Origin of the sequence: Acidovorax facilis, assembly GCF_050626955.1 — a bacterium.
GTDB classification, from domain to species: domain Bacteria; phylum Pseudomonadota; class Gammaproteobacteria; order Burkholderiales; family Burkholderiaceae_C; genus Acidovorax; species Acidovorax facilis.
The window spans coordinates 4,456,024-4,470,060 of the sequence record NZ_CP192460.1 but is presented as its reverse complement, the minus strand read 5'-3'; the positions used below and the strand labels follow the sequence as shown (position 1 = coordinate 4,470,060).

Below are 14,037 nucleotides of genomic sequence, written 5' to 3'. Positions count from 1 at the left end.
CCAGTGGGGCCTGGCTAGCGCGCGTGTTTTGCCCACTTGCCCGCCAGCGCCTGGGCGATGCTCAGCCCGCGCTGCCCGGCCACCAGCGTGGCGGTCTCTCCGGCGGCGATGGTGCCAGGCTGATCCACCGCAAGGTAGTAGCCGCAGCATCCGGCCAGGGCCATGGTGCGGCCCGCCTGCGCAAAACCCATGACGGCGTTGAACTTGAAGCACGGCTCGCGCGGTGCACTCACCCGCAGCACGCAGTGGGGGAAATGCCATTCGTCGCCCACAAACACATCCGCTTCCAGCGGCCCGTCGATCGTGAGGTTCTCGCCCATGAAACCCGGCGGCAGCGTTTCATCGAACAGGCTCACGCCCCGTTCGCGGCGTTGGGCCTGCCAGAACGCGTAGTGGGCGGCGGGGTAGGCGTATACGGCCTTGCCCAGGCCGCCATGCACGCTCGGGTCGGCCTGCTCGTCGCCTGCCAGCCCTAGCGGGCCCACAGCCACGGGGCCGGTGACGGGGGCCTTGCCGATGGCAGTGAGCACCGAGCGCTCGCCCACCTTCAGGCGCCGGGCCAGGCCGATGTTCACGTGGCGCACGACCACGGTGGGGGTCGTCACAGCGGGTGCTCGGTGTAGAACTTGCCACCGTGGTACAGCAGGGGCGAGATGCCTTCTCGGTGTTCGCAGCGCTCGACCTCGCCCACAAAGATGGTGTGGTCGCCCTCTTTGTACTGGCTGCGGTTGAAGCACTCGAACGTGGCGGCTGCCCCGGCCAGCAGCGGGGCGCCGCTGATGCCGGGCCGATGTTCCAGGCCTGCCCAGCGGTCGATGCCGCGCGTGGCAAAACGCTCGGCCAGTGCCTTCTGGTCTGCGGCCAGCACGTGGATGGCGTAGTGCGAGCCATCGGCAAAGGTGGGCAAGGTGCTGGCGCCGTGCGACAGGCTCCACAGCACCAGCGGGGGTGCCAGCGACACCGAATTGAAGGAGCTGGCCGTGAGCCCCACCAGGTCGCCCGCAGCCGTGCGGGCCGTGACGATGGTCACGCCCGTGGCAAACATGCCCAGCGCATCGCGAAACTCGCGCGTGGAGAAGCTCGGTGGCAGGGCGAGGGTGGGGCGGGGGAGCGAAGGGTTCACAAAAGCGGTGCCAGCGGTGGCAGCATGGGGGAGCAACTATTATCAGGCGCCACCCACCACCGCGCTGTTGCGGGGTTTACTGGTTTTCCACCGCATGGCCGTGCTACCTACCTTCACCACCCTGGGCTCCGGCCCCACCGTGCTCCTGCTGCACGACGCCGATGGCGACCACCTCACCTTTGCCCCCCAGGTGGAAACGCTGGCCACGGTCGGTTACCGCGCCGTGGCCTGGAACATGCCGGGCTATGGCCGCAGCGCGCCCGTGGAGCCGTACACCTTCAAGGCGCTGGCGCAGAGCTGCCTGGCCTTGATCGATGCCCTGCAGGGAGGCCCCGTGACCCTGGTGGGGCATGGCATGGGCGCCATGGTGGCGCTGGAGGCCGCCGTGCGCAGCCCGTCGCAGGTGCGCCGCCTGCTGCTCTGTGCAGGTGGGCCAGCGCTGGATGCGCAGGCCATGGATGACTGGGTGGCGCCCCGCTTGGGTGCCCTGAAGGCGCTGGACGCCGGTGGCAGTATGGAGCAGCTGGCGCAGACGCTGGTGCCCCAGTTCATCGGCACCGGTGCGTTGCCCGAAGGCGTGCGGCTGGCCAGCCATGCGCTGGGCCAGGTGTATCCAGGGGCCTACCGGCGCGCGCTGGAGGCCTTGTCCACGTTTGATCGCGGAGCCTCTGCCTTGGCGCAACTGGCCATACCCGCGCTGCTGGTGGGGGGCGAGCTCGACCGCTGCACACCGCCGGCTGCCCTGGAGGCCCTTGCCCAGGTGATGCCCGATGCGCAGACGGTGTTGTTGCCCCACATCGGGCACTGGCCGCAACTGGAGGACCCGGAGGGGTTCGATGCCGCGCTGCTGGACTTTCTGGCGCAGCGGCGGGTGCTGCACTGAGTTAGCCCCACCCGGCGTGGCCGATTTTTGGGCCTTTCAAACGATTCTTTTTCCCTGCCATGCCCTGGCGCCACCGGGCGGGTTCGCGCGGGTCTGATTGCTCCTCTTGTTTTATGTGGTTTGCCCTGAAAAAAATACTGTCTGCGCTGCTGCTGCCCCCGGTGTCCAGCATCTTGCTGGCGCTGGTGGGGCTGTGGATCGCGCGCTACCACCGCCGCACGGGCATCACGGTGGTGGTGCTGTCATTGCTGTCGGTGCTGGTGCTGTCCTGGCCGCCGGTGTCGGACGCGCTGGTGCGCAGCCTGGAGCGCTATCCGGCGGTCGTCCCCAAGGACTTGCCTTCGTCAAAGGTGCAGGCCATCGTCGTGCTGGGCGGCGGCGCCGACACGGTGGCGCCTGAATACGGCGTGGACGTGCTCAGCCGGGGCGCGCGTGAGCGGGTGCGCTACGCCGTGTACCTGCAGCAGCAGACCGGGCTTCCCATCCTGGCCACGGGGGGCTCCACCGGCGGAACGCGGGCCGAAGCGCTGGTGATGAAAGATGTGGTGGAGCGTGAGTTCAGGGGCCGGGTGCGGTGGACCGAGGTGGAATCCCTTGACACCCGCAGCAACGCCGAAAGATCTGCCGTGTTGCTCAAGGCCGCTGGCATCGAGCGCATTGCGCTCGTCACCCACGGCTGGCACATGGTGCGCGCGGCCAAGACCTTCGAGCGCGCCGGTCTGCAGGTGCTGCCCGCGCCCATGGGCTTCAAGGGCGGCCAGGCGCGCAAGCTGTACCGGGTGTTGCCGCGCGCCTCCGCGCTGGCCGACAGCAGCCTGGCGCTGCACGAATGGCTGGGCATCCTGGCCCAGCACGGGTCGCTGGATCGCTAAGCCGTCAATCTGCGGCCGGTGTCAGCAGAAAACGGCTGGCTGCCTCCATCGCCTGCGCATCGGCCTGCACCGCGCCCGGTGGCCCGCCCTTGCCCCACAGGGCGCCGCCCCAGGTCATCGACAGGAACTGTGCGCACAGCGCCACCGAGTCGATCATCGGCTGGGCCTTGGTGCGGTCGCCGCTGGTGGTGACAAGCGCCAGCGTCTTGGAGGCCATCGGCTCCTTGAAGGCCAGGCCGGGGACGCGCATCCACGCGCTCCAGTGGTCCAGGTAGGTCTTGAGCGGCGAGGGAATGCTGTACCAGTAAACCGGCGCCACAAAGACGATGTGCGTGGCTGCCAGCGTGGCGTCGAGCAAGGTCTTCATGTCGCCTTCGGGCGGTGCATAGGTACCCGAGGTGTGGCGCTGGTCCACGAAGGGCGGCAGGTTCATGCGGGCCAGGTGGTGCCAGGTTTGCGCAGTACCGGCAGGGAGTGCGGCGGCGGCCTGGCGCGCCAGCCATTCGGTATTGCCGGTGTGGCCTGGTTCGCGGGTGGAGGTGGTGAGGAAGAGGTAGTGCGGTGCGGTGGGCGTGGTCATGGTGCCATCGTAGCGCCGCCCCCCAGACCCGCGCCGGGTGCCAGGGTTGCGATGCAGAGCTCCACCAGCGCCTGCTCGAATTCGGGGCTGTCCAGCAGGGGCGACTGTTCCAGCGATGCCGCCCGCACCGCGCCCATGAAGGCGCGGGTGAGCACAAACAGCTGGGTTGCCGAGGGTGCGGGCATCTGCTGCTCTTGCGCCACACGCTGCAGGTGCAGGGCCAGCCGCTCGCTGGCGCCGCGCACCGAGATCAGCACGGACGCGCGGTAGTCGAGCTTCCACGACAGGCGGGCAAGTGCGCGCCCTTCCCGGGGACCGCCGCCAAAGGCCTGCAGGTAGTGGCGCACATACCCGCGCACCTGCTGCTCGGGCGTCCAGCCTTCGGTGCGGGCCTGGGCGAGCAGGGCGTCCAGCTCCAGCATCACCCGGTCGCAATGCTGGTCGAGCATGGCCAGGAGGATGGCTTCCTTGCTGGGAAAGTACTGGTAGAGCGAGCCCACGGACACACCCGCAACCTCGGCGATGCGGTTGGTGGTGAGCGCGTCCTCGCCCTGGGTGGCCACGATGCGTGCGACGGCTTCGAAGATGGCATCGACCGTGAACTGCGAGCGTTCCTGGCGGGGCGAACGGCGGGGGGCGGAGGAGGCAGGGGACATGGAAAACCTGAGCGCAATGCGAGTAGGCGGAGACGGCGCTGCTGCCTATTCTGCCGCCAGTCCCTTGCAACATCCGGAGAAAACCTTCATGCACGAAACCAGCCAACTCGCCCTGGGAGCCGCCGCTGTCGGCCTGGCTGGCACCTGGGCATGGCGCCAGCGCCTTGCACTGCGGCCCGTGCACCGCGCCAGTGCCATCGCGCTGGCATTGTTCCTGGCGGCCCACTTGCTGGGCCACCTGGCGGGGCTGGCCGGAGCGGCAGCGCACCAATCCGTGCTGGAAGCCCTGCGCCTGGTCTATCGCCAGCCGTTGGTCGAAGGCGTGCTGCTTGGCTGTCTGCTGTTCCAGATGGGCAGCGGCCTCACCTTGCTGTGGCGCGGGCGGGGCCGGCGCCGTGGGGGCGTGGCGTGGATGCAGGCCATCTCGGGGGGCTATCTGGCGCTGTTCCTGTTGATCCATGTGACGGCCGTCTTGGCGGGCCGGTTTCAGGGCGTGGACACGAACCTGCAGTTTGCAGCGGCGGGCATGCACACACCGCCCTGGCAGTGGTTCTTTGGCCCGTACTACTTTTTCGCCGTGTTCGCGCTGGGCACGCACGTGGGCTGCGCTTTGTACTGGAACCTGCCAGAGCCTCTGCGGGCGCGAGCATTGGTGGGGGCCATGCTGGCGGGCTGGATGCTGGCTGTTTGTTTGGTGGTGCTGCTGGCGGGCGGATTCCATGCGCTGGAGATTCCGGCTCGTTACCTGGCCCCCCTGGCCGGGCTCGCAGGTCGGGGTTGAAGGGGGCCAGAGCATCCGCGCTGCGTGCGGTCTTTGCGGTTTATGCGCCGGCCTGGCTTCGCAGCCAAGCTCTCACGCCCGCGACGACCTCTGGTGCGCGTTGCTTGCGCGGAGCCACCAGGTAGTAGCCGGCGCCCGTGTGTGCTTCTTCCTCAAACACCTTGGCCAGCCGACCGGTGGACAGGTCCTGCGCCACAAAATCTTTCTGCACCAGCGCGAGTCCCTGGCCGGTCAGGGCCGCGTCGATCGCGAGTGTCGTCTGGTTGAACCAGATGGCCTGCGGTGTGGGATCTGAAGCCCCGGGAGCGGGCGGCGTGTGCTGCGCAAGGTAGTCGGCCCATGGAGACTGGGAGTCGTGCAGCAGCACGTAGCGGCCGATGTCACCCGCGGTGCCGGGTGGCCCCGAGCGGCGCAGCAACAGCGGGCTGCCCACCGCCACCAGGCACTCTTCGAACAGGAGATCGGCCGTGAGCCCCGGGCCGAATGGGGGGCGGCCGTAGCGCACCGCCAGGTCCACGGCCTCGGTCTGAAAGTGCGAAAGGTGCTCGGTCGCCAGGATCCGCAGATCAACCCCAGGGTGAAGGCGCGTGTAGTCCGCCAGCCGTGGGATGAGCCACTTGGTGGCGAAGGTCGGGGTGACGCTGACCGTCACATGCAGGGGCTCGGGCCGCAGGCCCTGTGTGGCATCGGCGAGCATCTCGAACGCGCGCCGCACGCTGGTGGCATAGCGCTGGCCGTTGTGGGTCAACACGAGGGTGCGCGGGTGCCGCTCGAACAACTTGAGGCCCAGCTCCGCCTCCAGCGCACGAATCTGCTGCGCCACGGCGCCCTGGGTCACGCCGAGCTCCAGCCCGGCCAGCCGAAAGTTGAGATGGCGGCTGGCGGCCTCGAACGCTCGCAGCGCATTGAGAGAGGGCGTAGGCCCCAACGGGGAGGTCATGGGTGTAGATTTTCTACTGGATTGAAGCACGGCGGCTGCTCCGTCCGGTCGTCCAACACGCAAAGGATACGGAACAATTGCCAGATGCCGGTGTGCGGCATCCAAGGACGATCATGGCAGTAGAAAAAGTAGCGCTCATCTCCGCGGGCGGCACCGGCGTTGCCGCTGCCACCGCCCGTCGGTTGGCAGAGGATGGTTTTCAGGTCGGCATTCTTTCGTCGTCGGGCAAAGGCGAGGCCTTGGCCCAGGAACTCGGAGGCGTTGGCGTCACGGGGTCCAGCCAGTGCCTGGCGGATCTGGGCCGCCTGGTGGATCTGGCGCAAGCCCGCTGGGGCCGAGTCGATGTGCTCATCAACAGCACCGGCCATGAGCCGCGCGCGCCTTTGTTGTCTCTGGCGGATGAGCGGTGGCTGCAGGGGACGGACACCTATCTGCAGAGCGTGATCCGACCCACGCGGCTGGTGGCCCCCTTGATGCAAGCGCAGCGTGGTGGCGTGATCGTGAATCTGTCGTCAGCCTGGGCGGTGGACCCGAGCGCGCTGTTTCCGACATCGGCGCTGGTTCGCGCCGGGCTGGCTTCATTCACACGGATCTTTATCGACAGCTATTCGCGGCACAACATCCGCATGAACAACGTGCTGCCGGGCTGGATCGACACCTTGCCCGTGTGGGAAGAGCGCCGCACCGCCGTGCCCCTGCAGCGGTATGGGCAGGCCGCCGAAGTGGCCGCGACCATCGCGTTCCTGGCCTCGGAAGGGGCGGGCTATATCAACGGGCAGAACCTGCGGGTGGACGGCGGACTCGCGCTGGCCACCTGAGTGCCCGCGCAACGAGCGGGTTGGTGTGATGGATCCACCCAACCCTGGCAGGCTGTGTGGGTGCTCTCAGGCGGCCAGCGCCGTGGCCGATGCGCGCCGTGCAGATCCTTGGTGGCCCAGGAAGCCGAAGTTCATCGCGGGCTGTTCGCCGCTGATCAGCTCGGCCAGCGCCTTGCCCGAACCTGCACCGTGTGTCCAGCCCAGCGTGCCGTGGCCCGCGTTCACCCAGAGCTTGCCCACGCGGGTCTGCCCGATGAACGGGATGTTGGTGGGGGTGGCCGGGCGCAGGCCGGTCCAGTACTGCGGGTCGCCGCCTTGTTCGGGCGTGCGGGTGTCGCACACGCCGGGCAGGATGGCCTCGATGCGGCGCGAGAGCATGTGGCAGCGTGCGCGCGCCAGGGAGCTGTCGAGCGTCAGGTCCCAGCCATTGAGTTCGATGGTGCCCGCCACGCGCAGGTAGTTGCCCAGGCGGCTCATGGCGATCTTCTTGCCGTCGTCGATGGTGGAGACCATGGGCGCGCCCTCGGGCTTGAGCAGCGGGAACGTGGCGCTGTAGCCCTTGCCAGGATAGATCGGTAGGTCCACGCCCACGCTGCGCAGCAACGGTGCGCTGTACGAGCCGCAGGCGACGACGACGGCGTCGGCCTTCAATATGAAGTCTTTTTTGCCGCCAGCGCTTGTCTGTTTTGGCATGACAGCTACTGAATCAATAGCATTGCCGATTTTGTTCAGGCGCAGCACATCGTGGCCGTAGAGGAACTGCGCCCCGCGTGCCATGCAGCGGCGGGCCAGCTCCTGGGTGAACACGCGGGCGTCGCCGCTTTCGTCGGTGCTGGTGTAGGTGCCGCCGGTGATCTTGTCGCCGTAGGCCTTGAAAGCGGGCTCGATCTGCAGCAGTTCGTCGCGGCTGACCAGGCGGCGCTGCACGCCGTGCTTGCGCATGAGCTCCACCGCGTGGCCGGCGGCGTCAAAGGATTTCTGGTCGGTGTAGAAGTGGGCAATGCCGCGTTCGAGCCGGTTGTATTCGATGCCCGTGGTGCTGACCAGGTCCTTGAGCGCGGCATGGCTGTAGGCGCCCAGCGCCACGATCTGCTGCACATTGCGCTCGAACGCGGCGTCGTTGCACTGCGCCAGGAACTGCAGGCCCCAGCGCCACTGCTGCCAGTCCATCTGCGGGCGAAACAGCAGCGGGGCTTCCTTGTCGAACATCCACTTGAGCGCCTTGAGCGGCGCCTCGCGGTTGGCCCAGGGCTCGCAGTAGCTCACCGAGATCTGTGCTGCATTGGCAAAACTGGTTTCGAGCGCAGCATCGGGCTGGCGGTCGACCACGATGACCTCGTGACCGCGTTCAAGCAGGTGCCACGCCGTGCTGATGCCGATGATGCCGGCGCCGAGAACAATGGTTTTCATATGCGGAATGCCTTGTGAGCCTTTGCGTGCCACCCGCCCCAGTGCGGGACACGATGGGGCGCAGTGTGCGCGACATTGCATTCAACTAAAAGCAAAATTAAACTTACTCCAAAAACATCAGCGCACCTAATAAACGGTGCGGTAGAGACAACCCTCTTTTGTTCGAGCCCGAGACCATGAGCACCTACGATCCCGCCGCCCTGGAATGCCTTGCCGCCATCGTTGAAGAGGGCGGCTTCGAGCGCGCTGCGCAGCGCCTGAACGTCACACAGTCGGCCGTCTCACAGCGCCTGCGCGCGCTGGAGGCGCAGGTGGGCTCGGTGCTCATCGTGCGCAGCCGACCCCTGCGGCCGACCTCGGCGGGGCAGTTGCTGCTCAAGCACACCAAGCAGATGCGCCTGCTGCGCGCAGACCTGGAGCGCGACCTGCACGAGCTGGCGCCCAGCGCCCCGGGCGGCACGCGCGAGGATGAGCGCATCTCGATTGCCATCAACGCAGACAGCATCGCCACTTGGGCGATGGGCGCGCTGCACGAGCTGGTGCGCCAGCGCCTGCCGCTGGAAATCATCGTGGACGACCAGGATTTCACGCAGGAATGGCTGCGCTCTGGCCAGGTGCTGGGCTGCGTGACCACGCTCAAGCAGGCACTGCGTGGGTGCAAGATGGTGCCGCTGGGCGCCATGCACTATGTCGCCGTAGCGTCGGCCAGCTATGCGGAGCAGTACCTGCCCCAGGGGCTCACGCCGCACAACTTTCGCGAGGTGTCGTTCCTGTCGTTCAACCGCAAGGACGACATGGCTGCCGAGTTTGTGGCGCGTGCATTCGGGCTCAAGCGCGTGGCACTCAATCACCTGTTCGTGCCGGGTTCCGAGGCGCAGATGCGCGCCGTGGCCGCAGGCTGGGCCGTGGGTGTGATGCCCGAGCTGATGGCGCGCGAGGCGCTGGCGGACGGCAGCATGGTGAATCTGGCACCGGGCCGCTCCCTGCCCATCCAGCTGTACTGGCACTGCTGGAACCTGGAGTCGGCCGTGCTGGACGCCCTGACGGCGGCCCTGACCGCCACCGCCGCGCGGACGCTGGAAGCGCCTGCGGCATGATTCCTGCAGGGTAAAGCGTGAACGACGTAGTTGTATTGCAACTTAGTCATTTATTTTTTTACTGCAATGTATAAAATACAAGCCATGCAAACGCCGCAACCCAAAGTTTCGTTCAAAGAGCAGATGCACCAGGCGCGCGAGGATGCCATCCTCCAGTCCACCTGCCAGCTCCTGGGCGAAAAGGCCTTCGATGCCATGACCATGGACGACGTGGCCAATGCCGTGGGCATTGCCAAAGCCAGTCTGTACAAGCACTTCTGCAGCAAGGAAGAGCTGTGCAGCGCCGCCATGGTGCAGATTCTGGGCCGTGTGCAGGCCTACCTGGCAGATCTGCCCAGTGAAATGCCTCCGCTTGAAAAGCTCCATGCGCTGGTGCGCTGGTCGCTGGAGCGGCTGCTGAGCAACGAAATGCCGCTGCTGCCCAGCCGCAACTCCACGCTGCGCGCGGTGCTGATGGCCAACAAGGACTACCTCAACGGCCTCGTGGCCGTAAGCGACCAGATTGGTGAATGGATCACCCAGGCCCAGGCACAGGGCGTGATCAGCCCCACCTTGCCGCCGCTGGTGGTGCTCTACACGTTGTATGCGCGCGCCTGCGACCCGGTGGTGAGTTTTCTCAAGGAAGGCGGCCAGTATTCCGATGCGGAAATCGTGGATCTGGTGGTGCGCACCTGTTTCGACGGGCTGGCAGCGCGGTAGTCGCGTCTCCTTTCCAGCGTTTCGTACGCACCCAAAAAAGAAAGCCCGGCATGCCGGGCTTTCTTGCGTGGGGCTCACAGCCACTGGCTTACTTGGGCAGGATCACCTTGTCCACGACATGGATCACACCGTTGCTGGTGAATACGTCGGCCATGGTGATGTTGCTGGTGCGCAGGTTCTGGTCGGTGATCACGAGGCTTGCGTTCACCGTGAAGGTTTGTCCCTGGACGGTGGCAATGGCGGTATTGATGGGGACCTCGGCCTTGAGCACGCGCGCCGGTACCACGTGGTAGGTAAGCACCGTGGTCAGCAGCGCGGTGTCCGCCAGCAGGGCTTCCTTGGTCACTCCGAGCTCGGCCAGCAGCGCTGCAAAAGCGGCGTTGGTCGGTGCAAACACCGTGAACGGGCCGGCTCCCTGCAAAGTGGTGGCCAAGCCGGCCGCCACCACGGCTTCCACCAGGATGCTGAAGTCCGGCAACGCCGAGGCAGTGGCGACGATGTCCTTGTTGGCTGGCAGCAGCACGCGGTCCACCAGATGCACTACGCCGTTGCTGGCCTGGATGTCCGTGGCCGTGATGGTGGAAACGCGGTTGCGACCATCGGTGATCTTCAGGCCGTTGGCCGACTCGATCTTGAAGAAGCCGCCTGACACGGGCGTGATGGCCTTGCCCAGGGGGACGTCTGCACGCGGGACCCTGCTGCCGAGCACGTGGTAGGTCAGTACCGCTGTCAGCAGGGGCTTGTCGGCCAGCAGGGCCTCCTTGGTCACGCCCAGCTCGCTGAGCAACGCTGCAAAGGCGGCGTTGGTCGGGGCGAAAACCGTGAGCATGCCGGTGCTCAGAGTGGGCGCCAGACCGGCGGCGACCACTGCTTCGACGAGGATGCTGAGGTCAGGATTGTTCTGGGCGACTTCGACGATGTTGCGCTGAGGCTCATCGTCGCCGCCGCCACAGGCCTGCAACAAGGTGGCGCTGGCGCCCACGGCGGCGGCCAGCAAGACGGTACGGCGGTTGAATGCGGTGTTCATGGGGCTTCTCCTCGCTAGTGGATGGTGGTGGAAGGGACGAGCGGTTAGTCCGCGGGCTTACTTGGGCATCAGAACGGTGTCGATGGCGTGGATCACGCCATTGCTGGCAGCCACATCGGTCGCGATGACCTTGGACTGGTCCACCATCACGCCCATGCTGGTGGACACGGTGATCTCCTGGCCCTGCACGGTCTTGACCTTTCCGGCCTTGACGTCCTTGGCCATCACCTTGCCGGGGACCACGTGGTAGGTCAGCACCTTGGTCAGTGCGGCCTTGTCGGCCAACAGGCCGTCCAGAGTGGCCTTGGGGATCTTGGCGAAAGCCTCGTCGGTGGGCGCAAACACCGTGAAGGGGCCGGGGCCCTTGAGGGTGTCCACCAGGCCCGCAGCCTGCACGGCCGCCACCAGGGTCTTGAAATTACCCGCCTTCACGGCGGTATCGACGATGTCCTGGGCCATCACGGTGAAGGTGGCGCCTGCGGTCAGGGCCAATGCGATCAGGGTTTTTTTCATGGGTCGTTCCTCGGTTTCGATGGAAATGACACGCCAGGATGGGCGCAGCGAGAATGTATAACCAATTGGTCGTTAAGTAAACCAACAAGTTATGTTGTAACTGATCGGTTTCATTTGGGCAAAAAAAAGCCCTGCCGGAGCAGGGCTTTGGTGGTGGGCCGGGCTGTTTGTTGTTCGGCTTAGCGAACGATCAGCAACGGCACCTTGCAATGGGCCAGCACCTGGGTGGTGACCGAGCCCATGACCAAGGTGGCCAAGGCTCCATGGCCGTGGGAGCCCATCACCAGCAGGTCAAACTTGCCGCTGTCAGCCACCTTGGCGATGTTCTCACCCACGGCGCCCACCTTGACGACGCGCTTGGCGTCCACACCATGGCGCGCCAGGAATTTGCAAACGGGCGACAGGATTTTGTCCGCCTCTTCGGCGTGGTAGCTGTCCACCACTTCCTTGCCCAGAGCGGCGCGCGCGCGTGTCGGCAGCGGGGCCTGCACGGTCAGCGCGGTGTACTGGTGGCTGCCACCGAGCAGCTCCTCGTGGGTAGCCAGATAGGCCAGCATTTTTTTGGTGTAGGCGCTGCCATCGACAGCAAGCAGGATGTTCATGGTGTTCTCCGAATAGGGTTGGGTCAGACTACCGTGCGCGGACTTCTGTTGTCTTGACCTGGGTCATGTTTTTCTTCTGCGCTGCGGGGCGGCAGAGCCCCGTCTCGTGATCATACGGGGATGCAGCATTGCGCCTTGAAAGCCGCCTGTTCGCCTTTGCGCGCATAGCCCAGGGGGTTGGCCACCACGCGGCACTGCCAGGGGGTGCCGTTGCCGTGAAAACCTTGCACCGTGTAGTCGCTCGGGGCGTGCAGATGGCCGTGCAGCCACAGCTGCGCGTGGGGCAACAAGCTGTCCAGGGCGTTGCAGAACCCCGCAGTGCCGGGCACCAGTCCGTAGCGCGGATCGGCACTGCGCAGGCTGGGTGCAAAGTGGGTGACGGCCACCGTGGGGCCTTCAAAAGGCACCGCAAGTGCTTGCGCCAGCCACTGCTGGCAGACCAGTGCGTGGTCGCGCATGGCTTCGGCCAGAAAAGGCTCTGCGTGGCGGGTGCCGCCCGTCTTGCGCAGGTAGAAGTTCGCTGCACGAAAGGCCTTGTCGCGCAGTTTCAGCCTCCTGCCAAGGTCGGTGCTGCCTTCATGGTCTGCGAGTGCATCGAAATCGCTCCAGAGTGTGGTGCCCACAAAGCGCACACCTTGAAGCTCGACGGTCTCGCGCTCCAGCCAGGTGATTCCCAGGCGGTCACAGGTGCGGCGCAGCCGCTCGTGGGCAGCGTCGAAATCCTGTGCATCGTATTCGTGGTTGCCGGGCACAAAAAGCACGGGGGTGGGCCAGCCTGCACCCCCGGGCAATGGTGAAAACCGGGCCAGGCCAAAGTCTTCGTCGCCCAGCTGCGAGCCTTCCTGGTAGGAACCCACGTCGCCAGCAAGCACCAGCACATCGGCGCCGGGAGCCGGTTCGGGGACGAAGTGGGGATGCGCCTCAAGGTGCAGATCGGACAAAAGCTGGATATTCATGCTGGGCGCAGTCTACGGGTTCAGGCTGGGCGCCTCACTCGTCGGGGAAAGTCCGGCGCGCTGAGCGCGCCAGGGCGTGCAGCAGCCAGGTCATCGCGGCCTGCTGAGGCCCACGCCGGCGCCAGAGTGCGTCCACATGCACGGGCGGGACGTCCAGCGGCAGGGCCCGCTGCACCAGCGCGTCGGCAATGCCGGTCACGGGAACAAAGTGGCGGGGCAGCACCGTCAACAGGTCCGAGCCCGACACCACCCGACCGGCCGTGAAGAATTGGTTGACCGTGATCACCACCTTGCGCTCGCGGCCCAGGGATGCCAGGGCCTCGTCGATGAAGCCGAAGGGGCGCCCTGAGAAGCTCACGAGCATGTGGCGTGCGGCGCAATAGGTGTCCAGCGTCAGGGGCGCATCGGCCAGAGGGTGGCCTTGCCGCATCACGCACACGTATTCGCCGTCGTACAGGCGGCGGCTTTCAAAGGCCACTGCGCCCCCGGATTGCGCGCGGGCGGTCAGGTCTGCCAGCACCGCAGGGAAATAGCCCACCGCCATGTCCGCCGCCTCCTCGTCCAGCAGGCGGCGGGGGTCGCGCGTGGTCAGGGGCAATACCCGGATCGAAATGCCGGGAGCCTCCCGCTCGATGATTTCGACCAGGGCCGGGACCAGGGTGGCGGCCGTGGCATCGGCCATGGCCAGCACAAAGGTGGATTCGGCCGTAGCGGGCTCAAAATGTCCCGGCGCCAGGGATTCCTGCAGGTGGGCCAGGGCCTCGCGCACAGGAGGCCACAGGGCCAGCGCACGCGCAGTGGGCTCCACGCCCTGGCCGCTGCGCACCACCAACTCATCCCCCAGCACATCGCGCAGGCGCCGCATGGCGTTGCTCACGGCAGGCTGGGTGACGGACAGCTTGTGCGCTGCGCGTGTGAGGCTGCGCTCGGCCATGACCTCGTCGAAAACACGCAGCAGGTTCAGGTCCAAGGAGCGGAAGTTCAAGGGGGTCATGGTCAATTCATCATCAATATGAATATCAATGATTCAAAATATAAACTTGAACATGCAAAGGGTAAACCCTAATATCACCCCATCGC

The 14,037-nt window shown here is 66.1% G+C and carries 17 protein-coding genes; 6 read left to right on the top strand and 11 right to left on the bottom strand.

Going from position 1 to position 14,037, the window contains the following annotated elements:
• Positions 1–14: 14 nt before the first annotated feature.
• Both ACQ4MJ_RS20485 and ACQ4MJ_RS20480 read right to left on the bottom strand, forming a co-directional pair.
• Positions 15–605, bottom strand: coding sequence for an MOSC domain-containing protein (locus ACQ4MJ_RS20485; RefSeq protein ID WP_431151467.1), 591 nt, complete (start codon positions 603–605; stop codon positions 15–17).
• A complete protein-coding gene (locus tag ACQ4MJ_RS20480; RefSeq protein ID WP_055397294.1) occupies positions 602–1,123 on the bottom strand; it encodes a flavin reductase family protein in 522 nt (173 codons plus the stop codon). Before ACQ4MJ_RS20480 ends, ACQ4MJ_RS20485 begins: the two co-directional genes overlap by 4 nt.
• Before the next feature lie 94 nt (positions 1,124–1,217).
• On the opposite strand from ACQ4MJ_RS20480, the gene ACQ4MJ_RS20475 reads away from it, so the two are divergent.
• A complete protein-coding gene (locus tag ACQ4MJ_RS20475; RefSeq protein WP_431151468.1) occupies positions 1,218–2,006 on the top strand; it encodes an alpha/beta fold hydrolase in 789 nt (262 codons plus the stop codon).
• A 113-nt stretch (positions 2,007–2,119) separates the two neighbouring features.
• Positions 2,120–2,878: a YdcF family protein gene (locus ACQ4MJ_RS20470; protein WP_055397259.1), complete on the top strand. Its 759-nt coding sequence runs from the start codon at positions 2,120–2,122 to the stop codon at positions 2,876–2,878.
• Between the two features lie 4 nt (positions 2,879–2,882).
• On the opposite strand, the gene ACQ4MJ_RS20465 is transcribed toward ACQ4MJ_RS20470, so the two are convergent.
• Together ACQ4MJ_RS20465 and ACQ4MJ_RS20460 are read right to left on the bottom strand one after the other, a co-directional pair.
• Positions 2,883–3,458, bottom strand: coding sequence for a flavodoxin family protein (locus ACQ4MJ_RS20465; RefSeq protein ID WP_121421841.1), 576 nt, complete (start codon positions 3,456–3,458; stop codon positions 2,883–2,885).
• Complete coding sequence (locus tag ACQ4MJ_RS20460) at positions 3,455–4,114, bottom strand: TetR/AcrR family transcriptional regulator (protein ID WP_431151469.1); 660 nt, start codon at positions 4,112–4,114, stop codon at positions 3,455–3,457. The genes ACQ4MJ_RS20465 and ACQ4MJ_RS20460 overlap by 4 nt, the downstream gene beginning before the upstream one ends.
• A gap of 88 nt (positions 4,115–4,202) precedes the next feature.
• Here ACQ4MJ_RS20460 and ACQ4MJ_RS20455 point away from each other — a divergent pair, with 88 nt between their 5' ends.
• Positions 4,203–4,895: a hypothetical protein gene (locus ACQ4MJ_RS20455; protein ID WP_431151470.1), complete on the top strand. Its 693-nt coding sequence runs from the start codon at positions 4,203–4,205 to the stop codon at positions 4,893–4,895.
• Between the two features lie 40 nt (positions 4,896–4,935).
• Here the strand turns inward: ACQ4MJ_RS20455 and ACQ4MJ_RS20450 are convergent, their stop codons facing one another.
• The gene (locus ACQ4MJ_RS20450) at positions 4,936–5,835 is read right to left on the bottom strand and encodes a LysR substrate-binding domain-containing protein (protein WP_228896959.1); all 900 of its coding nucleotides are present in this window, start codon (positions 5,833–5,835) and stop codon (positions 4,936–4,938) included.
• Between the two features lie 113 nt (positions 5,836–5,948).
• Between ACQ4MJ_RS20450 and ACQ4MJ_RS20445 the strand changes: the two genes are divergently transcribed.
• Positions 5,949–6,653 (top strand): SDR family oxidoreductase, encoded by a 705-nt coding sequence (locus ACQ4MJ_RS20445; protein ID WP_228896958.1) that lies wholly within the window; start codon positions 5,949–5,951, stop codon positions 6,651–6,653.
• A gap of 66 nt (positions 6,654–6,719) precedes the next feature.
• Here the strand turns inward: ACQ4MJ_RS20445 and ACQ4MJ_RS20440 are convergent, their stop codons facing one another.
• A complete protein-coding gene (locus ACQ4MJ_RS20440; protein WP_228896957.1) occupies positions 6,720–8,063 on the bottom strand; it encodes a D-amino acid dehydrogenase in 1,344 nt (447 codons plus the stop codon).
• Between the two features lie 176 nt (positions 8,064–8,239).
• On the opposite strand from ACQ4MJ_RS20440, the gene ACQ4MJ_RS20435 reads away from it, so the two are divergent.
• Both ACQ4MJ_RS20435 and ACQ4MJ_RS20430 read left to right on the top strand, forming a co-directional pair.
• Positions 8,240–9,160 (top strand): LysR family transcriptional regulator ArgP, encoded by a 921-nt coding sequence (locus tag ACQ4MJ_RS20435; RefSeq protein ID WP_055397292.1) that lies wholly within the window; start codon positions 8,240–8,242, stop codon positions 9,158–9,160.
• Between the two features lie 84 nt (positions 9,161–9,244).
• The gene (locus ACQ4MJ_RS20430; RefSeq protein WP_431151471.1) at positions 9,245–9,859 is read left to right on the top strand and encodes a TetR/AcrR family transcriptional regulator; all 615 of its coding nucleotides are present in this window, start codon (positions 9,245–9,247) and stop codon (positions 9,857–9,859) included.
• An 88-nt stretch (positions 9,860–9,947) separates the two neighbouring features.
• On the opposite strand, the gene ACQ4MJ_RS20425 is transcribed toward ACQ4MJ_RS20430, so the two are convergent.
• The 5 genes from ACQ4MJ_RS20425 to ACQ4MJ_RS20405 form a co-directional block, all read right to left on the bottom strand.
• Positions 9,948–10,886 carry a fasciclin domain-containing protein gene (locus ACQ4MJ_RS20425; RefSeq protein ID WP_121421846.1) on the bottom strand — a complete coding sequence of 313 codons (939 nt, stop codon included), beginning with the start codon at positions 10,884–10,886 and terminating at the stop codon, positions 9,948–9,950.
• A gap of 57 nt (positions 10,887–10,943) precedes the next feature.
• Positions 10,944–11,399, bottom strand: coding sequence for a fasciclin domain-containing protein (locus ACQ4MJ_RS20420; RefSeq protein WP_121421847.1), 456 nt, complete (start codon positions 11,397–11,399; stop codon positions 10,944–10,946).
• Between the two features lie 179 nt (positions 11,400–11,578).
• Positions 11,579–12,001 carry a universal stress protein gene (locus ACQ4MJ_RS20415; RefSeq protein WP_176887810.1) on the bottom strand — a complete coding sequence of 141 codons (423 nt, stop codon included), beginning with the start codon at positions 11,999–12,001 and terminating at the stop codon, positions 11,579–11,581.
• Between the two features lie 110 nt (positions 12,002–12,111).
• Positions 12,112–12,957 (bottom strand): metallophosphoesterase, encoded by an 846-nt coding sequence (locus ACQ4MJ_RS20410; RefSeq protein ID WP_431151472.1) that lies wholly within the window; start codon positions 12,955–12,957, stop codon positions 12,112–12,114.
• A gap of 34 nt (positions 12,958–12,991) precedes the next feature.
• Positions 12,992–13,951, bottom strand: a complete 960-nt coding sequence (locus ACQ4MJ_RS20405; protein ID WP_431151473.1) for a LysR family transcriptional regulator — start codon at positions 13,949–13,951, stop codon at positions 12,992–12,994.
• Positions 13,952–14,037: the final 86 nt, after the last annotated feature.

What these genes read in the sequence shown, in the direction of transcription:
- ACQ4MJ_RS20475 (WP_431151468.1), top strand. Translation starts at nt 1,218, where the DNA reads ATGGCCGTGCTACCTACCTTCACCACCCTGGGCTCCGGCCCCACCGTG.
- ACQ4MJ_RS20470 (WP_055397259.1), top strand. Translation starts at nt 2,120, where the DNA reads ATGTGGTTTGCCCTGAAAAAAATACTGTCTGCGCTGCTGCTGCCCCCG.
- ACQ4MJ_RS20465 (WP_121421841.1), bottom strand. Translation starts at nt 3,458, where the DNA reads ATGACCACGCCCACCGCACCGCACTACCTCTTCCTCACCACCTCCACC.
- ACQ4MJ_RS20460 (WP_431151469.1), bottom strand. Translation starts at nt 4,114, where the DNA reads ATGTCCCCTGCCTCCTCCGCCCCCCGCCGTTCGCCCCGCCAGGAACGC.
- ACQ4MJ_RS20455 (WP_431151470.1), top strand. Translation starts at nt 4,203, where the DNA reads ATGCACGAAACCAGCCAACTCGCCCTGGGAGCCGCCGCTGTCGGCCTG.
- ACQ4MJ_RS20450 (WP_228896959.1), bottom strand. Translation starts at nt 5,835, where the DNA reads ATGACCTCCCCGTTGGGGCCTACGCCCTCTCTCAATGCGCTGCGAGCG.
- ACQ4MJ_RS20445 (WP_228896958.1), top strand. Translation starts at nt 5,949, where the DNA reads ATGGCAGTAGAAAAAGTAGCGCTCATCTCCGCGGGCGGCACCGGCGTT.
- ACQ4MJ_RS20440 (WP_228896957.1), bottom strand. Translation starts at nt 8,063, where the DNA reads ATGAAAACCATTGTTCTCGGCGCCGGCATCATCGGCATCAGCACGGCG.
- ACQ4MJ_RS20435 (WP_055397292.1), top strand. Translation starts at nt 8,240, where the DNA reads ATGAGCACCTACGATCCCGCCGCCCTGGAATGCCTTGCCGCCATCGTT.
- ACQ4MJ_RS20430 (WP_431151471.1), top strand. Translation starts at nt 9,245, where the DNA reads ATGCAAACGCCGCAACCCAAAGTTTCGTTCAAAGAGCAGATGCACCAG.
- ACQ4MJ_RS20425 (WP_121421846.1), bottom strand. Translation starts at nt 10,886, where the DNA reads ATGAACACCGCATTCAACCGCCGTACCGTCTTGCTGGCCGCCGCCGTG.
- ACQ4MJ_RS20420 (WP_121421847.1), bottom strand. Translation starts at nt 11,399, where the DNA reads ATGAAAAAAACCCTGATCGCATTGGCCCTGACCGCAGGCGCCACCTTC.
- ACQ4MJ_RS20415 (WP_176887810.1), bottom strand. Translation starts at nt 12,001, where the DNA reads ATGAACATCCTGCTTGCTGTCGATGGCAGCGCCTACACCAAAAAAATG.
- ACQ4MJ_RS20410 (WP_431151472.1), bottom strand. Translation starts at nt 12,957, where the DNA reads ATGAATATCCAGCTTTTGTCCGATCTGCACCTTGAGGCGCATCCCCAC.
- ACQ4MJ_RS20405 (WP_431151473.1), bottom strand. Translation starts at nt 13,951, where the DNA reads ATGACCCCCTTGAACTTCCGCTCCTTGGACCTGAACCTGCTGCGTGTT.